The organism is Geodermatophilus sp. SYSU D00700, assembly GCF_054050255.1.
Genome location: NZ_JBJGZA010000036.1, coordinates 1 through 17,181, shown reverse-complemented (window position 1 = coordinate 17,181; position 17,181 = coordinate 1). Strand labels below are relative to the sequence as shown.

Genomic DNA, 17,181 nt, shown 5'->3' with positions numbered 1-17,181 from the left:
GCGGTCGGACGGGGATCCCCGGTCCCGTCCGGGGAGGACCGCCTCGCCGCCGGTCGAGCCGTGGCCGGACGTCCGGTGTCGAGGAGGAGGGATGCGTGCCCCCCAGCCCTGCTGCCCTCACCGACGGTGACCTCGACGCTGCGCTCCGACGCCTCCTGGCGGCCAGCTCGCGGGAGGACGCCGACGCGTTCCGCGCCGAGCTCGACGACGCCGAGGCCGCGCTGGCCGCCGTCGGGGACCCCGGCTGGGCGGCCTGGCGCGGGGCGCTCGCGGCCCGTCGCGGGCTGGTCGACGGCGACCGGGACGCCGTCGCGGCCGGCACCGCTGCCGCCCGCGAGGCCCTCGGCGCGTGCCCGGCCTCGGCGTCGACGGCCCTGGTGCTGGCCTACCTCGCCCACGTCGAGGCCGCGGCCGACCACCTCGACACCGCGATGCTGCTGGCCGTCGACGCCAGCCTGCTGACCGAGCAGGTCACCGCCGCCGACCCCGCTCCCGGTGAGCCGCCGCGCGCGCTGCACCAGGCCCACCTGTGGCTTTCGCTCACCCTCACCGCGCTCGACCTCGAGGAGCTCGCCGTCGCCCAGGCCGAGCAGGGCCACGCCGTCGCGGCCCGGCTGCCCGACCTCGTCGACCGCTGGCAGCTGCTGCGGCTGTGCGCGCAGCAGAACGTCGAGCTGGCGCAGACGCTGCGCCGCCGGGGGCAGGCCGGGCGGGCCCGCGAGCTGGCCGGCACCGCGATCGCCGCGGCGCAGGACGCCCGGGCGCTGGCCGTCGAGCCCGAGCCCGGCGACCAGGACCTGCTCGACGTCGTCCAGGCGTGGGCGCTGTCCTGCCACGACGATCTCGACGACGCCCTCGGCCCGCTGCGGTCGGTGCACCGGCGGGTCCACCGCACCGGCAGCACGTGGCTGCGCGGCTTCGCCGACCTCGCGCTGGCCCGGCTGCTGACCCGGCTCTCCCAGGCCAACACCGGCGGCGGGGGCGGCGAGGAGGCCGCCGACCTGCTCGTCGACGCCTCCGGCGCGTTCGCCGCCTCCGCCGACCGCCGCCGCTACCGGCAGTGCCTGCTCGAGCTCGGCCAGGCCACCGCGGCGATGGGCCGCCCCGCCGAGGCGCTGTACTGGCTGGAGGCCTACCGCGCCGACACCGGCCGGGCGCACGCGCGCAGCCGGGAGCTGTGGGCGGAGATGTTCGTGCGGCGCAGCCGGCTGCGCGAGACCGAGCGGCAGGCCGCCGTCCTGCGCCGGCACGCCCTGGAGGACCCGCTCACCGGGCTGGGCAACCGGCGCAGCGCCGAGCGCCGTCTCGCGGGGCTGCGGCCGGGCGCCGAGCCGCTGTCGCTGGCCGTCGTCGACGTCGACCGGTTCAAGGAGGTCAACGACGACACCTCCCACACGCACGGCGACGAGGTGCTGCGGCGGGTCGCGGCGCTGCTCCGCGACCACAGCCGGGCCGGTGACGAGGTCTACCGGTGGGCCGGGGACGAGTTCCTCGTGGTGCTGCCGTCGTCGACCCCGGCGCAGGCGCTGGCCGCGGCCGAGCGGCTGCGGGCCGCCGTCGCCGACGCCGACTGGGGCGACCTGCCGCTGTCCGAGCCGATCACCGTGAGCATCGGGGTGGCCACGGCGCCCGCCGACGACCGCGCCGCGCCGGCCGGCTGGCGCGCGCTGTTCGACACCGCCGACCTGCACCTGTTCTCCGCCAAGCGCGGCGGGCGCAACCGGGTGCGCGCGCCGGGCCTCGTCGACGACCCCGACGGCAGCGCCGACCTCGACGACCTCGACGGGGCGTCGGCGTGACGCAGCGGCCCGCCTGGGGCGCCAGTGACGGGACGGACGACCGCGTGGACGGCCCCCGGCGCGCCGGTGCCCCAGCGCTCGACTCCCCCGCGGACGACGTGCACAGTGCGCTGGTGCCACCGGGAGCCCTGCACCACCGGGTGACCGCCGCCCTCGCCAACTGGCAGCTCGACGACGCCGAGCGGCTGCTCTCGGTCGCCGACCCCTCCTCGCCCTACGCGGCGCCCTCGGACACCCCCGACGGCGACACGTCCGGCCTGGGCCGCGCCTGGGCCGACACCCTCCGCGCCGAGCTGCTGGTCCGCCGGCTGCGGGTCGCCGGGTTCACGCTGGTCGGCGAGCCCCTCGACGCGCCGGGGGTCACCGAGTCGCTCGACCTGCACGCCGGCGTCGCCGACGTGCTCGACCGCGGGGTGGGCGCGGCGGCCGGGCCGGGCGGCGGGGACGGCGACCCGCGGTCGGAGTCGGCCGCGCACGCCGCCCTCGCGATCGCCCTGGTGCGCTCGGCCAAGGCCGCCTTCGACGCCAGCGACGACGACCTGCAGCGCGCCGCGGGGCTGGCCCGGCACGCCCGCATCGAGCTGCTCTCCCGCCGGATCGACGCCGCGATGGACGAGGCGGTCGAGGCCGCGAGCCTGCTCGACGCGGGGCTGCCGCCGAGCGCCCTGCTGGTCGACACGCTGGGCACGCTCGCCGGCGTCCTGGCCGACCTCGAGCTGATGCCGCTGGCGCTGGACTACCAGCGCCGCGCCCTGGAGACGGCGACCGCGGCCGCCGGGGCCGGCGTCCTCGGTCCCGACGACCCCGACGTGCTCGTCGCGCGTGCGGCCACCTGCCTGGGCGAGCTGTGCGCCGAGTTGGGCGAGGCCCTCCTCGACGACGGCGACCCCGCGTCCGCGCAGCCGCGCTTCGCCGAGGCGCGCGAGCTCGCCGAGCTGGCGCTGGCCCAGCTGCCGCCGGACGCCGCGGGCGTCGTCGCCGCTCAGGTGGTGCACGGCTGGGCGCTGGTCGGCCTGGGCGAGCACGCCGCGGCCACCGGCCCGCTGCGCGCCGCCGTCCGCACCGCCAGCGCCCGGGGCGACCGCGCGTTGCTGGCCTCGGCGATGCTGGCGCTGGGCCGCGCGCTGCGGCGGCAGGGCGACGGCCGGGGCGCCGACCGGCAGCTGGCCAAGGCGCTGGCGCTGGCCACCGAGCACGGCCTGCCGCGGCTGCGGCGGGCGGCGCTGCGCGAGCTGTGCACGCTGCACGCCGAGCTCGACGACGCCGGCCGGGCGCTGCCCTACCTGCAGGCCTACCTCGCCGACGAGCTCGACCGGGTCGACGAGCGGCGCACCCGCTGGGTGGAGCTGTTCGGCCGGCGCAAGAGCCTGCTGGAGAACGAGCGGGCCGCCGGCCAGCTGCGCCGCCAGGCCTACGAGGACCCCCTCACCCACCTGCCCAACCGCCGCTACGCCGAGGCGCGCCTCGACGGGCTGCTCAGCGCGGGCACCACGCCGGCGCTGGCGGTGGTCGACGTCGACCGGTTCAAGGCGATCAACGACGCCGTCGGGCACCCCGGCGGGGACGCGGTGCTGCGCGCGGTGGCCGACCTGCTGCTGGCCGGCTGCCGCGACACCGACGAGGTGTGCCGGTGGGCCGGCGACGAGTTCGTCGTGCTGCTGCCCGACACCACCGCCGAGCAGGCCGAGCACGCGCTGGAGCGGGTCCGCCGCGCCGTGGCCGCCCACGACTGGGCCGCGCTGGGCCTGCGCGTGCCGGTGACCATCAGTGTCGGCATCGCCTCGGCCACCCGCGGTGACGACCGCCGCACGCTGTTCGCCGCGGCCGACGGCGTGCTGTACGACGCCAAGCGCAGCGGACGCGACCGCGTCGTGGCGCTGTCCGCGCTCACCCAGACCCGCGCTCCCGGCACCGCGCCCGACGAGGCGCCGCCCGCGGCGGCGCGGCCGGTCCCGGCGGCGAGCTCGCCGCTGGACCCCGTCGGCGGCTTCTCGCCGCTGCTGGCCGACCCCCCGCTGTCCCTGGGCAGTCCGGGCGAGCCGCCGCTGACGCCCGGGCCCGCGCCCGCCGCACCCCCGGCCGCGCCCCCGGCGCCGGCCGAGCCCGACGTCATCTGGGGCGTGGGCCGCTCGACCGAGCAGGTCCTCGCGCTGGTCCGGGAGACCCGCGCCGCGCACCCCGACCGGCCCGCGCTGGTCGTCCGCGCCAGCGCCGACACCCTCGTCGCGCTGGCCTCCGCGCACCCCGGCTCCACGGTCGACGCGGCGGCGATGTCGGCCGCGGTCGGGCCGGTCCCCGACCCGGTCGGACGGGTGGGTGTGCTGTGCGCCGGCACCGCCGACGCGTCGGTGGCCGCCGAGGCGGCGTTCGTCGCGCGGGTCACCGGCACCGAGGTGGTGCGCGTCGACGACGTCGGCGCCGGCCGGCTGCGGCCGCTGCTCACCGACCGCACCCTGCTCGACGACGTCGACTGCCTGGTCGTGGTCGCCGGGCTCGACGCCTCGCTGGCCGGGACGGTCGGGGCGATGACCGACGTGCCGATCGTCGCGGTGCCCACCTCGACCGGGCAGCCGGGGTCGTTCGGCGGTTTCGGCGCGCTGCTGACGATCCTCACCTCGGCCTCGCCCGGCGTCGTCGTCAGCAACATCGACAACGGCCACGCCGCCGGCGTCTTCGCCGCCCGCATCGCCCGCCGCGCCGCGAGATAGGTGCCTTTAGCGCTACAAAGGCTCCCTGGGGGCCTTTGTAGCGCTAAAGGCACTTCCCGGGGTCCGGGACCGGACCGCAGGCAGGGCCGGGGCGCAGACCACTCGCCCGGATTGGCCTGTGATCGGCGGGCCGGCCCTGTCGCAGGATCGGGTCGTGCGCCAGTTCCCCGGACCCCGCCGCCTCGCTCAGCTCTACGCCGGGCTGGTGCTCTACGGCCTGTCGATGGCCCTGCTGGTGCGCTCGGGCCTGGGGGTCATGCCGTGGGACGTGCTGCACCAGGGACTGTCCCGCCAGCTCGGCTGGTCCCTCGGCGTGGTCACCATCGTCGTCGGCGCGCTGGTGCTGCTGGCCTGGGTGCCGCTGCGCGAGCGGCCGGGGCTGGGCACGGTCAGCAACGTCGTCGTCATCGGCCTGGCCTTGGACGCGGCGCTCGCCGTCCTCCCCGAGCCGGGGTCCCTGCCCGTCCGGGTCGCGCTCGTGCCGGCCGGCATCCTGCTCAACGCCGTCGCGACCGCCGCCTACATCGGCGTGCACCTCGGCCCGGGTCCGCGGGACGGGCTGATGACCGGCCTCGTCCGCCGCACCGGGCGCTCGGTGCGTCTGGTGCGCACGTCGATCGAGGTGGCGGTCGTGGCCGTGGGCTGGCTGCTCGGCGGCACCCTCGGCGTCGCCACCGTGCTCTACGCGCTGGCCATCGGGCCGCTGGTGCACGCCCTGCTGCCCCGGCTGTCGGTGCGGCCGCCCGTCCCGGCGGTGCCCGCGTAGCCCACCCGGCCCCTCTAGCGCTGACGGCCGGCCACCACCCGGGGAGCGAGACCGCGGGCGGTCACCGGGACGACGGCGACGAACAGCACCGCCACCGCGACCGCCCCGCCCAGCGCCCACGCGGCGAACACCAGCAGCGCGGCGGCCTCGATGCCCAGGCCGGCGACCGAGGTGACCGTCGCCCGCACCGCGGCGGGCACCTGCTCCTGCAGCCGCGTCTCCCCCACGACGAGCACCGCCAGGTACAGCCCGTAGGACACCGCGACCGCGGCGACGGCGGCGGGGTGGTCCACCGCCGCACCGGCCGCGAGGAGCGCCGCCGACAGCAGCAGCAGGAGCGGCAGCGCCCGCGAGGGCAGCCGCGCCGCCCGGCCGGCCAGCGCCGCACCCGCCGCCCCGGCCAGCGCGACGACGAGGACGGCGGCCGGCACCAGCTCCGTCGTCACGCCCTGGTCTCGGGCCATGACCGGGAAGTACTCCTCGATCGCGTCCAGCCCGCCGAGCAGGGCGACGGCGACGACCACCACCCGCACGCGCGGGCGGCGCAGCGCGGTGCCGACCGCCCTGCGCAGCGGGACCTCCGGCTCGTCGTCGTCGGCCGTGCGCGGCGGCTCGGGGAACCGGGTGGCCAGGACCGCGGCGGCCAGGCAGACGACCACGCTGACCCAGCCGACCAGGGCGTAGCCGCCGGCCTGCACCAGCACCCCGGCCAGCAGCGCGGTCGGCACCTGCACCAGCAGCTCGGCCGCCGTCGTCGCGCCGTGCACGCGGACGTAGGCGTCCTCCGCGCCGACGGCGGCCAGGCCGTCGTAGACCAGCGCCTCGGCCGCGCCGGAGGCCAGCGCACCGCCGACGCCCCAGACGACGAAGCCGGCGGCGAAGCCCGGCAGGCCGGGCGCGACCGTCCACAGCACGAAACCGGCCGCCTCCAGCACGCCGGCGAGGACGAGCGCGCCGCGGCGGGACCAGCGGTCGGCGAGCACGCCGGTGGGGACCTCGGCCAGCAGGGCGGTCACCGACCACAGCGCGAACAGCGCCGACACCTGCGCCTGCGACAGCCCCGTGTCGAGGAACAGCAGCGCGTACAGCGGGTAGACCGGGGCGAGACCGGACAGCGCGGTCCAGGCCACGGCCAGGCGGGCCAGTGGCCGGGCGGCGGCCGGCAGCGGGGAGCGGGACGGGCGTCAACGGAAGGGCACGGGCGGACCGTAACCGGAGCCACACCCGCGCGCACCGGGTTTACCGCGGGCCCTCGGCTAGGGTGGGCGGCCGAGAAGGGGAGTAGCCCCCCGTCCGCTGGTCGACACGCTGGCGCCACCGCGGTGGCGCCCGGTCAGCGGGCCCGCGCCCCGCGCGGGTGGGCGAGACCTTCGACCGAGCAGTCGTCGCACTGCCGGTCGGAGGCGTGCGCCCCCGCCCGGCCGTGCCGAGCGGAAGTGAGTCCCACCCGTGATCGTGCTGTCCGTCGTCGCGACGGCGTTCCTCCTCGTCCTGCCGGTGGAGCTGCCGGACAAGACGCTGTTCGCGAGCCTGGTGCTGGCCACCCGGTTCCCGCCGCTGCCGGTGTTCGTCGGCGTCGGCACCGCGTTCGGCCTGCAGGTGGCCATCGCCGTCACCGCCGGGAGCCTGCTCTCGCTGCTGCCCGAGGCGTTGGTGGCCGGGGTCGTCGCGGTGCTGTTCCTCGTCGGCGCGGTGCTGCTGTGGCGCAGCGCCTCGGAGGGGCCCGAGGACGGCGGGGAGGCCGCGGAGGCCCGGGAGCGGACGTCGTTCCTGCGGGCGGCCGCGATCTCCTTCGGCGTGCTCTTCGCCGCCGAGTGGGGTGACCTCTCCCAGCTGGCGACCGCCGGGCTGGCCGCCCGCTTCGACGCCCCGGTGTCGGTGTTCCTCGGGGCGTGGGCCGCGCTGCTCACCGTCTCGGCCCTGGCGGTCTTCCTGGGCAGGACGCTGGCCGACCGGCTCCCCGTGGCCCTCATCCGCCGGGCCGCCGCGGTGCTGTTCGTCGTCTTCGCCGTCTTCGCCGCCGTGGAGGCCGTGCGCGCGCTCACCTGATCGGGGGACGCCCCCGCCCGGTGGCTGCAGCCGGCCCCCGGCGGGGCCGATCCCCGGTGCCATGCGCGTCTGCACCCCGCCCGAGGAACTCGCCGAGCTGCGTGCCCGGCAGGCCCGGCTCCTGCACGACCTCGGTGTCCTGGACGCCACCGAGGACGCCGACCTGGCCGCCGTCGTCCGGGTCGCCGCGGCCGTCACCGGGGTGCCCTGCGCGACGGTCAACCTGCTCGACACCCGCTGGCAGCACCAGCTCGCGCCCCACGGCTTCACCGGGGCGAGCACGCCGCGCGAGGAGTCGCTGTGCGCGACCACGACCGCCGGCACCTCGCGGCCGGCGGTGTACGACGACCTCGCCAGCGTGCCCGCGTTCGCCGGCAACCCGTGGGTCGACGGCCGCCGCGCGCGGGTGCGCGCCTACGCCAGCGCCCCCCTCGTCCTCGACGGGGCGACGGTGGGCACGCTGTGCGTCTTCGACGAGGCCCCGCACGCCTTCGCCCCGGACGCCGGCGAGCGGCTGGCCGACCTGGCCTCGGTCGTGGTGGCGCTCTTCCAGCGCCGCCGGCAGGCCCGCGCGCTCGCCGACCTGGCCGTGGCCAACGCCGCCGCGCGCGACCAGGCGGAGACCGCCGCCGCCCACGCCGGCCGCTCGGAGGCCTTCACCCGCGCACTGCTGGAAGCGCTGCCCGTGGGCGTGGTCGCCGCGGACGCCGACGGCGGGATCACCCTGGTCAACCGCGTCGCCCGCGCCTGGCACGGGCTCGACGCGGCGTGGACGCCCGACACCCTCACCTCGAGCCCCGCCGTCGCCGCGGCCTTCGGGCTGACCGCCGCGGACGGCCGGCCCCTGGCGCAGGACGAGCTGCCCGTGCGGCGCGTGCTCGCCGAGGGCCGGGTCCGCGACGCCGCGGTGGCGATCACCAAGGCCGACCGGCCGACGCGGCAGCTGCGCGCCTCCGGCGACCGGGTGGTCGACGCCGCCGGGCGGATGACCGGCGCCGTCGTCGCGATGATGGACGTCACCGCGCAGGGCGAGCTCGAGGCCCGGCTGCGCGAGGCGGCCCTGCACGACGCGCTGACCGGCCTGCCCAACCGGGCGCTGCTGCTCGACCGCATCGCGCAGGCGCTGCGGGTGCAGGCGCGCGAGGGGCTGCCGGTCGCGCTGCTCTACTGCGATCTCGACGACTTCAAGACCATCAACGACACGCTCGGGCACGCCGCCGGCGACGCCGCGCTGCTGCGCACGGCGCGCACGCTGACCGCCGTCGTGCGCCCGGGGGACACCGTGGCCCGCATCGGCGGCGACGAGTTCGTCGTCCTGTGCCCCGGCACCGCCACCACCGCGGCGGCACACGCGCTCGCCGACCGGATCGGCCAGGCCCTGGGCGACCCCGCCGACGGCGGCCCGCCGCTGCGCTCGAGCACCGGGGTGACCCTCTCCCGGCGCGGCGACACCCCCGACACGCTGCTGCGCCGGGCCGACGCGGCGATGTACGCGGTCAAGCGCTCGCGCCGCTGACCCCGGGCGGGACCAGCGCCAGCCGCGTCACCAGCGCGCCGACCTGCTCCTCGGGGTCGGCCCACGGCCGGGCCCGGCTCCCCGCCCACAGCGTCACCAGCCCGTGCAGCGCCGTCCACACCAGGGCGGCGTCGGCGCGCGGGTCGGTGCTGGCCGACCGGCCGGCCTCCACGCAGGCGGTGACGGCGCGGACCAGGACGGCGAAGGCGCGGTCCCCCGCGGGCACCTGCCGGCTGCCGAACATGGCCCGGTAGCGGCCCGGAGCGGCCAGCCCGCTGCGCACGTAGGCCCGGCAGCCGGCCAGCAGCCGGTCGACGGGGTCGGCGACGCCGTCGGTGGCCGCGGCGATCCCGGCCACCAGCTCGGTGAACCCCCGCTCGACGACGGCGTCGAGGAGGGCGTCGAGGTCGGCGAAGTGGCCGTAGACGGCGGGCGCGCTGACCCCGGCCTCCCGGGCGACCCCGCGCAGCGTCACCGCGTCGGCCGAGCCGGTGCGCTCCAGCAGGGTCGCCGCGGCGGTCAGCAGGTCGCTGCGGAGGTCGCGGGACACGGAATCGCACTTTACACGCGTTAAGTCGCGGGTCTACGGTGGCTTTACACCTGTTTAGTCGCCGAGGAGGACCCCCGTGCCCGCCATCCCCGACCTGCCCTGGACCGCCGGCTGCGCGGTCGAGGGCCCCGGCGTCGTCCTCCTCACCGAGCTGCGGCTGCGCCGGTTCACCGACGTCCCGGCGTTCTTCGCCTCGGCGCTGGCGATCCGTCGCCAGGTGGCCGCCTCCCCGGGCGCGCGCTCGCTGCTGCTGCGCGCCCAGCCGCTGGCCCGGACCTTCACCACCGTGTCCTGGTGGGACGACGAGGCCGCCGTCCGCGCCTTCGCCCGCACCGACCCGCACCGGTCGGCGATGCGCCGCTGGGCACCCCGGCTCCGCACGTTCGGCAACCACACGCTGCCCGGCGACGGCTCCGCCCCCACCGTCGACGGCGCCCGCACCGCGGCGGCCGCGCCCCCGGCGTGACGGCGGCGGCACCGTCGGCAGGAGGTGGCACCATCGCCGTCGATGGACGCCGCGGTCGAGGTCGCCGAGCTGGTCAAGCGCTACCCGGGCCGGCCGGCGAACGCCGTCGACGGGGTGTCGTTCACCGTCGACCGCGGTGAGGTCTTCGGGCTGCTGGGCCCCAACGGCGCGGGCAAGACCACGACGATCGGCGTCCTGACCACCCGCGTGCTGCCCACCGGCGGGACCGCGCGGGTGGCCGGGGTCGACGTCGCCGCCGACCCGGTCACCGCGCGCAGCCGGCTGTCGGTGGTGCCGCAGCGCTCCAACCTCGACCGGTCGCTGACCGCCCGGCAGAACCTGGTCTTCCACGCCGCCTACCACGGTGTCGGGCGCGCCGAGCGCAACCGCCGGGCCGACGAGCTGCTCGAGCGGCTGGGCCTCGGCGACCGCGGCGGCGACCGGGTGGACGACTACTCCGGCGGCATGGCGCAGCGGCTGCTCATCGCACGGGCACTGATGCACGCCCCCCAGGTCGTCTTCCTCGACGAGCCGAGCACCGGCCTGGACCCGCAGGCCCGGCTGTTCGTGTGGGAGCGGGTGCGGGAGATGCGCGACACCGGCGTCACGGTCGTGATCACCACGCACGACATGGAGGAGGCCGCGGCGCTGGCCGACCGGGTCGGGATCATGGACCGCGGCCGGCTGCTCGCGCTGGACACCCCGGCCGCGCTCACCCGGTCGCTGCCGGGCAGCGCCACGCTCGAGGTCGACGTCGAGCGGGCGCCCGCGGACAGCGACGAGGCGGTGCTGGCCGCACTCGGCGCACTGCCGCAGACCGAGCGGGTGGAGCCGGTGGCCGACGCCGCGGGCCTGCGCGCCCGGCTCTACCTCTCCGCCGACGCCGCCTCGACGGTCGGCCCGGTGTCCGACGCGCTGACCGCGCGGGGCGCCCGGCTGACCGGGGTGCGGATCGGCGAGCCGAGCCTGGAGGACGTGTTCCTCAGCCTGACCGGACGGGAGCTGCGATGACCACCGAGGCCACGGGCCGGGCCGCGGCCGTGCTCGCGCCGCCGCGGTCGACCCGGCCGGACGTGGGGCGGGCCTTCACCGCGCTGCTGTGGCGCGACCTGTTCGTCACCGGCCGCGAGTTCGTGCCGTTCCTGCTGCAGGTGGTGCTGCAGCCGGTGTTCCTGCTGTTCGTCTTCGGCAAGGTGCTCGTCGAGCTCGGCTTCGCCTCCACCGCCTACTCCGGGGTGCTGCTGCCCGGGGTCATCGCGCTCGCGGCCTTCCTCACCGCGCTGCAGAACACCGCCTTCCCGCTGGTCATCGACTTCTCGTTCACCAAGGAGATCGAGGACCGGCTGCTCGCGCCGCTGCCCACCGCGCTGGTCGCCGTCGAGAAGATCGTCTTCTCGACGGCGCGGGCGCTGGTGGCGGCGGTGGTCATGTTCCCCATCGGCTGGTGGGTGCTCGGCTCGCTGCCGGTGACGTGGGGCGACGTGCCGCTGCTGGCGGCCTTCCTCGTGCTGGGCTCGCTGGTCGGCGCCGCGATGGGCATGGTGCTGGGCACCTTCGTGCGGCCCAACCGGATCAACGTCGTGTTCGCCGTCGTGCTGACCCCGCTGCTGTTCACCGGCTCCACCCAGTTCCCGTGGCCGGCGCTGGACCAGCTGCGCTGGTTCCAGGTGGTGTGCGCGGTCAACCCGCTCACCTACCTCAGCGAGGCGCTGCGCGCAGAGATGACCCCGGACGTGCCGCACCTGCCGCTGCCGGTGTGCGCGCTCGCCCTGGCCGGGTTCCTCGCGGTGTTCGGCGTGCTGAGCCTCGTCGGCTTCCGCCGCCGCGCCCTCGACTAGGGCCCGCTCCCTCGCCGGGCCGGCAGGCTGTGGTCGAGGTGGACGAGGACCGCGAGGACCCGGCGGTTGTCGTCCGGTCCCGGCTCGAGCTCAAGCTTGGCGAAGACGGCGGCGATCACCCCCTCGACCGTCTTGACCGCGACCTCCAGGCGCTCGGCGATGGCGCGATTGGACCGCCCCTCCGCCACGAGGCGCAGGACGCTCCGCTCCCGGCCGGTCAGGCGGACGAGACGGTCCTGCCGCCGCCGGGTCCGGACCAGCTCCTCCACGACGGCCGGGTCGACGGCCGTCCCGCCGGCACCGACGCGCTGGGCGGCCTCGACCAACTGGCCGCCCTCCGCGACGCGGTCCTTCAGCAGGTAGCCGACACCGCCGACCCCGTTCCCGAGCAGGCGCAGGGCGTAGTCCGGCTCCAGGTACTGCGACAGCACCAGGACGCGGACGTCGCCGTCGTACCGGTCCCTGACCTGCACCGCCGCGTGCAGTCCCGCGCTGCCCCCGGGAGGCATCCGGATGTCGACGACGGCCAGCTCCGGCCGGAGGTCGGCCACCGCACGGAGCAGCTCACCGGCCGTCCTGGCCTCGGCGACGACGTCCATCCCGGCGCCGGCCAGGATGCGGACGACACCGGCCCGGATCACCGCCGAGTCGTCGGCCACGATCACCCGCACGGGATCTCCGCCCGCAGCCGCGTCCCGCCGCCCCGGGGACTCACCACCCGGACGCTGCCGGAGAGCGCGTCCAACCGGTCGGTGAGGCCCTCCAGCCCCGATCCGCGCGCGGGGTCGGCCCCGCCGGCTCCGTCGTCGGTGACCTCGATGACGAGGTGCCCGGCGTCCCGGGAGATGGAGACGGCGGCGCCGCTGGCGCGGGCGTGCCTCGTCACGTTCGTCAGCGCCTCCGCGACGACGTGGTAGGCGGCGGCCTCCACCCCCGCGTCGAGCCGGCCGCACCGGACGTCGAGGTCGACGGGCACCGCCGCGCGCCGGGCCAGCCCCGCCACCGCGGGCCGGAGTCCCTCCTCCGTGAGGACGGTCGGGTGGATGCCGCGCGCCAGCTCCCTGAGCTCGACCACCGCGGCCCGCAGCTCCTCGGCGGCCTCGTCGAGGCGGCCCACGACCTCGGTGCCGGCACCGGCCGCCCGGGCGGCGTCCCTGGCCTGCTGGAGGCACAGCGCCACGCCGACGAGCCGCTGCTGCGCCCCGTCGTGCAGGTCCCGCTCGATGCGGCGGCGCTCCCGGTCCCCCGCTTCGAGGAGGCGGGCGCGTGACGCCCGGACCTGCTCCAGCCGGGCACGGTCGAGCTCGGTCAGGCGCTCGTTCTCGACGGCCAGGCGGAGGACGGCGGTGGCGGCGGCCACCAGCCCGGGGTCCTCGCGCAGGGCGGGGTCGTGGACGACGGCGGCAACGGGCCCGTGCCGGCCGGCCAGCACCGTGCGGGCGGTCCGGTGGTCCTCGGGGGGGAGGTCGGTCGGCTGCCCCGAGGAGGTCGTCCACGTGCCCGTCGGCTCCCGCAGGTACAGGCGCAGGGCGGGATCACCCAGGGCCACCCGGAGCGCGTCGCGCAGCCGGCGCGGATCCGCTCCGCCGTCCAGTTGGAGGGCCAGCCGGGCGATGGCACCGCGCCGGAGGCGCAGCCGCAGGGCGCCGGCCAGGAAACCCAGCGGCACGAGGGCGACGGCACCGAGGATCGTCCACGCGGCGATCTCCCGCCAGGGCTCCTCGAACGGCAGCAGTGGGTACCGGCCGAGCACCAGGGCCACGATCTCCGCGGCGTCGTAGGCGGCCACGAGCGCGGCCACCGTGCCCGCGAGGACGACCGGCCGCAGGATCCGCCGTGCCGCCGGGGCGGCGGAGCGGAGGCGCCGCAGAGCCCGCACGACGACCCCGAGCGAGGCGAGCACGACGAGCGCGCTCGTCCACAGCTGTGCCTGCTCGAAGAGCACCTGGTGCTCGACCACCGCGAACGGGTTCTCGGACCCGGTGCAGGGACAGCCCACGAGGAGCCTGGACGCGGTCCGGACCAGGTACCCAGCGGCCAGGGCGGCGAGGACGATCCGGTCCCACCGCCGCAGGCGGGCGTCCGGGAAGGTCAGGGTCAGGAACGCGAGCAGCAGGTCGTAGTAGCGCTCGAAGGCGAACCCGAGCACCGCCCACGGCACCAGGCCCGCCGGGGCGTAGGACCCCACGGACCACAGGACGGCGGAGGCGACCAGCAGCGGACCGGTCCGCACCTCGGGCCGTCGTTCCCAGGCGACCAGCCCGGCCGCGACGAACAGCAGACCCAGGCCCGTGTCGAGCAGCAGGAACCGGGCGGGCGCCCCCTGCGACGCCCCGACCGCCGCGGTGACGGCGGTGAACGAGGCCGCGCCGGCTGCCGCCAGCCGGCGCCTCGACGGCCCACGGGCGAGCACGACGGCAGCATCGCACGCCGACTTCCCCCTGTGGTCAGGGAAAACCCTCCCCTCCGGACCGGGCTGGCTCCCTACTGCGCGGCGCCGCGCCTCCCTAGCGTCCGGCGCGTCCCCACCGCCGTCCGGGAGGAACGATGAACCGCACCGCGTCCTGCAGCCTCGTGATCGCGACCGCCCTCGGTCTCACCACGGTGCCGGCCACCGCCGCCTCCGCTGCTCCGCCCGTGATCGAGCGCGGCAGCTTCGTGGACACCTTCGACGACGAGTTCATCCTCGACCTCTGCGGCATCGTCACGCGGACCACGCTGACCCAGCGCTGGTCCTCGACGGTGTACCCGGACGGCTCCGAGACCGTCCACGTCGTCCGCACCTTCGTCCCCGAGGACCCCCGGGTGCCGGTCGAGAAGGGAGCGGGGACGACCTTCATCGCGGCGGACGGCACCCGCCGGGTCGTCGGCAAGCCGATCCAGCTCTTCGATCCGGACGGCGGTGTGCGGTTGCTCGACGCCGGGTGGGTGGAGTTCGACCCCGACGGGACCGTCTCCCGCACCCGCGGCCCGCACCCGTCGCTCGACGTGGACCTCCGCGAGTACTACTGCCCCAGCTGACGGCGAGGATGCCGGCAGGGCGGGCCTAACCCTCCAGCCCGCCGGAGGACGCCCACTCGGACAGGCGGCGCTCCCCCTCCTCCGGGCTGACGTCCTCGACCCGGGTCATGACCGCCCAGCGGTGGCCGAACGGGTCGTGGACCGAGGCGAACCGGTCGCCGGTGACGAAGGTGGCCGGCTGCTCGCGCACGGTCGCGCCCCGCTCGACGGCGGCGGCGAACACGGCGTCGACGTCGGGGACGTAGAGGCAGGTCGAGCCGCTGACCCGGTCCTCGGCCTGCCCGGTGGGCGCCACCAGGCCGTACTGCGGGTTCGGGTCGGACAGCTGCAGCCGGCCGGAGGGGAACTGCAGCTCGGCGTGGGCGACCGTGCCGTCGGGGGCGTCCATCCGGCTGACCGTGGTGGCGCCGAAGACCTCCTCGTAGAAGCGGATCGCCTCGGCCGCGGGCGAGCAGACCAGGAACGGGGTCAGGGAGGTGTAGCCGTCGGGACGGCCGTCGGTGATCGCCATGCGCCCACCCTGGCCCGCCGGGACGGCGCCGTCTTGAACGGACCCGACAGCGTCACGGGAGCGTCGGGATCCACTCGGCCAGCGCCTCGCCGACGGCGTGCGGCGAGTCCTCGGGCACGAAGTGCGCGCCGGGCACGGTGACCTCGGTGATCGACGGCCACTTGCGGACCAGCGCCCGCGGCCTGCCGACCAGCAGCCAGCCGGGCTCGGCGTTCAGGAAGAGCTTGGGGACGGCACTGCCGCGCAGCCAGACCCCGTACTGCGCGACGACGTCGCGGACCCGCGGCGGCACGTTCTCCAGCGGGATCTGCCGCGGCCACTCCAGCGTGGGCCAGCGGTCCGCGGGGGTGCCGAAGGGCTGCCGGTAGCGCTCGTGCGCCTCCGGCGTCAGCCCGCGCAGGGTGGACGCGGGGAGGATGCGCTCGACGAAGACGTTCTTGTCCAGCACGACGGTCTCGCCGTCGTCGCCGCGCATGGTGCGGAAGATCTTCCGGCCCGAGGCCGGCCAGTCGGCCCAGGTCATCGGCGTGACGATGGCCTCGGCGAAGGCCAGGCCGCGGACGGCCTCGGGGTGGCGGCGGGCCCAGTCGAAGCCCAGCGCCGAGCCCCAGTCGTGCAGCACGAGGGTCACCCGCCGCTCGACGCCGACCGCCTCGAGGAACGCGGCCAGGTGCTCGGCGTGGGTGGCGAAGGAGTAGGTGCCCCGCTCCGGGTGCGGCAGCTTCCCCGACTCGCCCATGCCGACCAGGTCCGGGGCGATGCAGCGGCCCAGGTGCTGCACGTGCGGGATGACGTTGCGCCACAGGTAGGACGACGTCGGGTTGCCGTGCAGGAACACGATCGGGTCGCCCTCGCCCACGTCGACGTAGGCCATCTCGGTGCCGAGCACCGGCACGCGCTGCCGGGGGAAGGGGTCCTCGGGCGAGACGTCCTCAGCGGCCACCCCGGCATCCTCGCCCAGACACCGGTGCGCCGCCGTCCGGAGATCGCGCTTGACCCTGACGCAGCGTCAGGCTGTGGACTCGTCGCCGTCAGGGAGGAGGGACCCGCGTGAACGTCGGAGAGGTGGCCGCGCTGGCCGGGGTCACGGTGCGCACGCTGCACCACTACGACCGCATCGGCCTGCTGTCGCCGTCGGGACGCACCGCCGCCGGCTACCGCCGCTACTCGGCGGCGGACCTGGACCGGCTGCACCAGGTGCTGCTCTACCGCGAGCTCGGGTTCCCCCTCGATCAGGTCGCGACCCTGCTCGACGACCCGTCCGCCGACCCCGCCGCGCACCTGCGCCGGCAGCACCGGCTGCTGCGGGACCGGCTGGAGCGGACGCGGGCGATGGTCGCGGCCGTCGAGAAGGAGATGGAGGCGAGGCAGATGGGGATCTCACTGACCCCGCAGGAGCGCTTCGAGGTGTTCGGCGAGCACGACCCCGAGCGCTACGAGGCCGAGGTGCAGGAGCGCTGGGGCGACACCGACGCCTACCGCGAGTCCTCGCGGCGCACCGCGGCCTACACGAAGGAGGACTGGGTCCGCATCAAGGCCGAGGGCGAGGACCTCAACCGGCGCATGGCCGCGGCGGTGCAGGCGGGGGTCGCCGCCGACTCGGAGCAGGCCATGGACCTGGCCGAGGAGGCCCGGCAGCAGATCTGCCGCTGGTTCTACGACTGCCCGCCGGAGATGCACGCGGCGCTGGGCCGGATGTACGTCGAGGACGAGCGGTTCACCGCCACCTACGAGGCGGTGACGCCGGGCCTGGCGCAGTGGGTGAGCACCGCCGTGCAGGCCAACGCCGCCCGCCGGGGCTGACCGGCTCCCCTCCGCCGGGGGGGGGGGGGGGGGGGTGGGGGGGGGGGCGGGGGGGGGGGGGGGGGGGGGGGGGGGGGGGGGGGGGGGGGGGGGGTCCGGGTCCGGGGGGGGCCGGAGGTCCCGGGCCTGGGTTGAGTCTTCGGATCAGCGAGCC

Annotated in this window: 16 protein-coding genes; 10 read left to right on the top strand and 6 right to left on the bottom strand. The window is 77.0% G+C overall.

Annotated features, from left to right (window positions below; translation table 11 throughout):
* Positions 1 to 95 precede the first annotated feature (95 nt).
* The 3 genes from ACI79V_RS19800 to yczE all read left to right on the top strand — a co-directional run bounded on the left by ACI79V_RS19800 (position 96) and on the right by yczE (position 5,273).
* Positions 96 to 1,799, top strand: coding sequence for a diguanylate cyclase (locus ACI79V_RS19800; protein ID WP_456891992.1), 1,704 nt, complete (start codon positions 96 to 98; stop codon positions 1,797 to 1,799).
* Positions 1,800 to 1,912: 113 nt separating this feature from the next.
* Entirely contained in the window at positions 1,913 to 4,507 is a 2,595-nt protein-coding gene (locus tag ACI79V_RS19795) for a diguanylate cyclase domain-containing protein (RefSeq protein WP_456891990.1), read from the top strand.
* 154 nt (positions 4,508 to 4,661) lie between these two features.
* Complete coding sequence (yczE, locus tag ACI79V_RS19790) at positions 4,662 to 5,273, top strand: membrane protein YczE (RefSeq protein ID WP_456891989.1); 612 nt, start codon at positions 4,662 to 4,664, stop codon at positions 5,271 to 5,273.
* A gap of 14 nt (positions 5,274 to 5,287) precedes the next feature.
* Here the strand turns inward: yczE and ACI79V_RS19785 are convergent, their stop codons facing one another.
* Complete coding sequence (locus tag ACI79V_RS19785; RefSeq protein WP_456891987.1) at positions 5,288 to 6,403, bottom strand: MFS transporter; 1,116 nt, start codon at positions 6,401 to 6,403, stop codon at positions 5,288 to 5,290.
* 319 nt (positions 6,404 to 6,722) lie between these two features.
* Here ACI79V_RS19785 and ACI79V_RS19780 point away from each other — a divergent pair, with 319 nt between their 5' ends.
* Both ACI79V_RS19780 and ACI79V_RS19775 read left to right on the top strand, forming a co-directional pair.
* Positions 6,723 to 7,322 carry a TMEM165/GDT1 family protein gene (locus ACI79V_RS19780; protein ID WP_456876806.1) on the top strand — a complete coding sequence of 200 codons (600 nt, stop codon included), beginning with the start codon at positions 6,723 to 6,725 and terminating at the stop codon, positions 7,320 to 7,322.
* A gap of 61 nt (positions 7,323 to 7,383) precedes the next feature.
* Positions 7,384 to 8,838: a diguanylate cyclase domain-containing protein gene (locus ACI79V_RS19775; RefSeq protein WP_456891986.1), complete on the top strand. Its 1,455-nt coding sequence runs from the start codon at positions 7,384 to 7,386 to the stop codon at positions 8,836 to 8,838.
* Here ACI79V_RS19775 and ACI79V_RS19770 read toward each other — a convergent pair.
* Positions 8,819 to 9,388: a TetR/AcrR family transcriptional regulator gene (locus ACI79V_RS19770; protein ID WP_456891984.1), complete on the bottom strand. Its 570-nt coding sequence runs from the start codon at positions 9,386 to 9,388 to the stop codon at positions 8,819 to 8,821. The genes ACI79V_RS19775 and ACI79V_RS19770 overlap by 20 nt on opposite strands.
* 76 nt (positions 9,389 to 9,464) lie before the next feature.
* On the opposite strand from ACI79V_RS19770, the gene ACI79V_RS19765 reads away from it, so the two are divergent.
* The 3 genes from ACI79V_RS19765 to ACI79V_RS19755 are packed head-to-tail and all read left to right on the top strand — an operon-like array spanning position 9,465 to position 11,692.
* Positions 9,465 to 9,854, top strand: a complete 390-nt coding sequence (locus ACI79V_RS19765) for an antibiotic biosynthesis monooxygenase family protein (RefSeq protein WP_456891983.1) — start codon at positions 9,465 to 9,467, stop codon at positions 9,852 to 9,854.
* 42 nt (positions 9,855 to 9,896) lie between these two features.
* Positions 9,897 to 10,865, top strand: coding sequence for an ABC transporter ATP-binding protein (locus tag ACI79V_RS19760; protein WP_456876802.1), 969 nt, complete (start codon positions 9,897 to 9,899; stop codon positions 10,863 to 10,865).
* Positions 10,862 to 11,692 (top strand): ABC transporter permease, encoded by an 831-nt coding sequence (locus ACI79V_RS19755; RefSeq protein ID WP_456891982.1) that lies wholly within the window; start codon positions 10,862 to 10,864, stop codon positions 11,690 to 11,692. The genes ACI79V_RS19760 and ACI79V_RS19755 overlap by 4 nt, the downstream gene beginning before the upstream one ends.
* On the opposite strand, the gene ACI79V_RS19750 is transcribed toward ACI79V_RS19755, so the two are convergent.
* Both ACI79V_RS19750 and ACI79V_RS19745 read right to left on the bottom strand, forming a co-directional pair.
* Entirely contained in the window at positions 11,689 to 12,363 is a 675-nt protein-coding gene (locus ACI79V_RS19750; RefSeq protein WP_456891980.1) for a response regulator transcription factor, read from the bottom strand. The genes ACI79V_RS19755 and ACI79V_RS19750 overlap by 4 nt on opposite strands.
* Complete coding sequence (locus ACI79V_RS19745) at positions 12,354 to 14,105, bottom strand: sensor histidine kinase (protein WP_456891979.1); 1,752 nt, start codon at positions 14,103 to 14,105, stop codon at positions 12,354 to 12,356. The genes ACI79V_RS19750 and ACI79V_RS19745 overlap by 10 nt, the downstream gene beginning before the upstream one ends.
* Before the next feature lie 134 nt (positions 14,106 to 14,239).
* On the opposite strand from ACI79V_RS19745, the gene ACI79V_RS19740 reads away from it, so the two are divergent.
* Entirely contained in the window at positions 14,240 to 14,713 is a 474-nt protein-coding gene (locus ACI79V_RS19740; protein ID WP_456891976.1) for a hypothetical protein, read from the top strand.
* 25 nt (positions 14,714 to 14,738) lie between these two features.
* Here ACI79V_RS19740 and ACI79V_RS19735 read toward each other — a convergent pair whose 3' ends face one another.
* Positions 14,739 to 15,224 (bottom strand): VOC family protein, encoded by a 486-nt coding sequence (locus tag ACI79V_RS19735; RefSeq protein WP_456891974.1) that lies wholly within the window; start codon positions 15,222 to 15,224, stop codon positions 14,739 to 14,741.
* 52 nt (positions 15,225 to 15,276) lie between these two features.
* On the bottom strand, positions 15,277 to 16,167 hold the full coding sequence (locus ACI79V_RS19730; RefSeq protein ID WP_456891973.1) for a haloalkane dehalogenase: 891 nt from the start codon (positions 16,165 to 16,167) through the stop codon (positions 15,277 to 15,279).
* A 107-nt stretch (positions 16,168 to 16,274) separates the two neighbouring features.
* Between ACI79V_RS19730 and ACI79V_RS19725 the strand changes: the two genes are divergently transcribed.
* Entirely contained in the window at positions 16,275 to 17,027 is a 753-nt protein-coding gene (locus ACI79V_RS19725; RefSeq protein ID WP_456891971.1) for a MerR family transcriptional regulator, read from the top strand.
* Positions 17,028 to 17,181: the final 154 nt, after the last annotated feature.

Bases quoted from the DNA above. Each gene is read 5' to 3' on its own strand.
- ACI79V_RS19740 (WP_456891976.1), top strand. From the start codon at position 14,240: ATGAACCGCACCGCGTCCTGCAGCCTCGTGATCGCGACCGCCCTCGGT.
- ACI79V_RS19760 (WP_456876802.1), top strand. From the start codon at position 9,897: ATGGACGCCGCGGTCGAGGTCGCCGAGCTGGTCAAGCGCTACCCGGGC.
- ACI79V_RS19775 (WP_456891986.1), top strand. From the start codon at position 7,384: ATGCGCGTCTGCACCCCGCCCGAGGAACTCGCCGAGCTGCGTGCCCGG.
- ACI79V_RS19735 (WP_456891974.1), bottom strand. From the start codon at position 15,224: ATGGCGATCACCGACGGCCGTCCCGACGGCTACACCTCCCTGACCCCG.
- ACI79V_RS19755 (WP_456891982.1), top strand. From the start codon at position 10,862: ATGACCACCGAGGCCACGGGCCGGGCCGCGGCCGTGCTCGCGCCGCCG.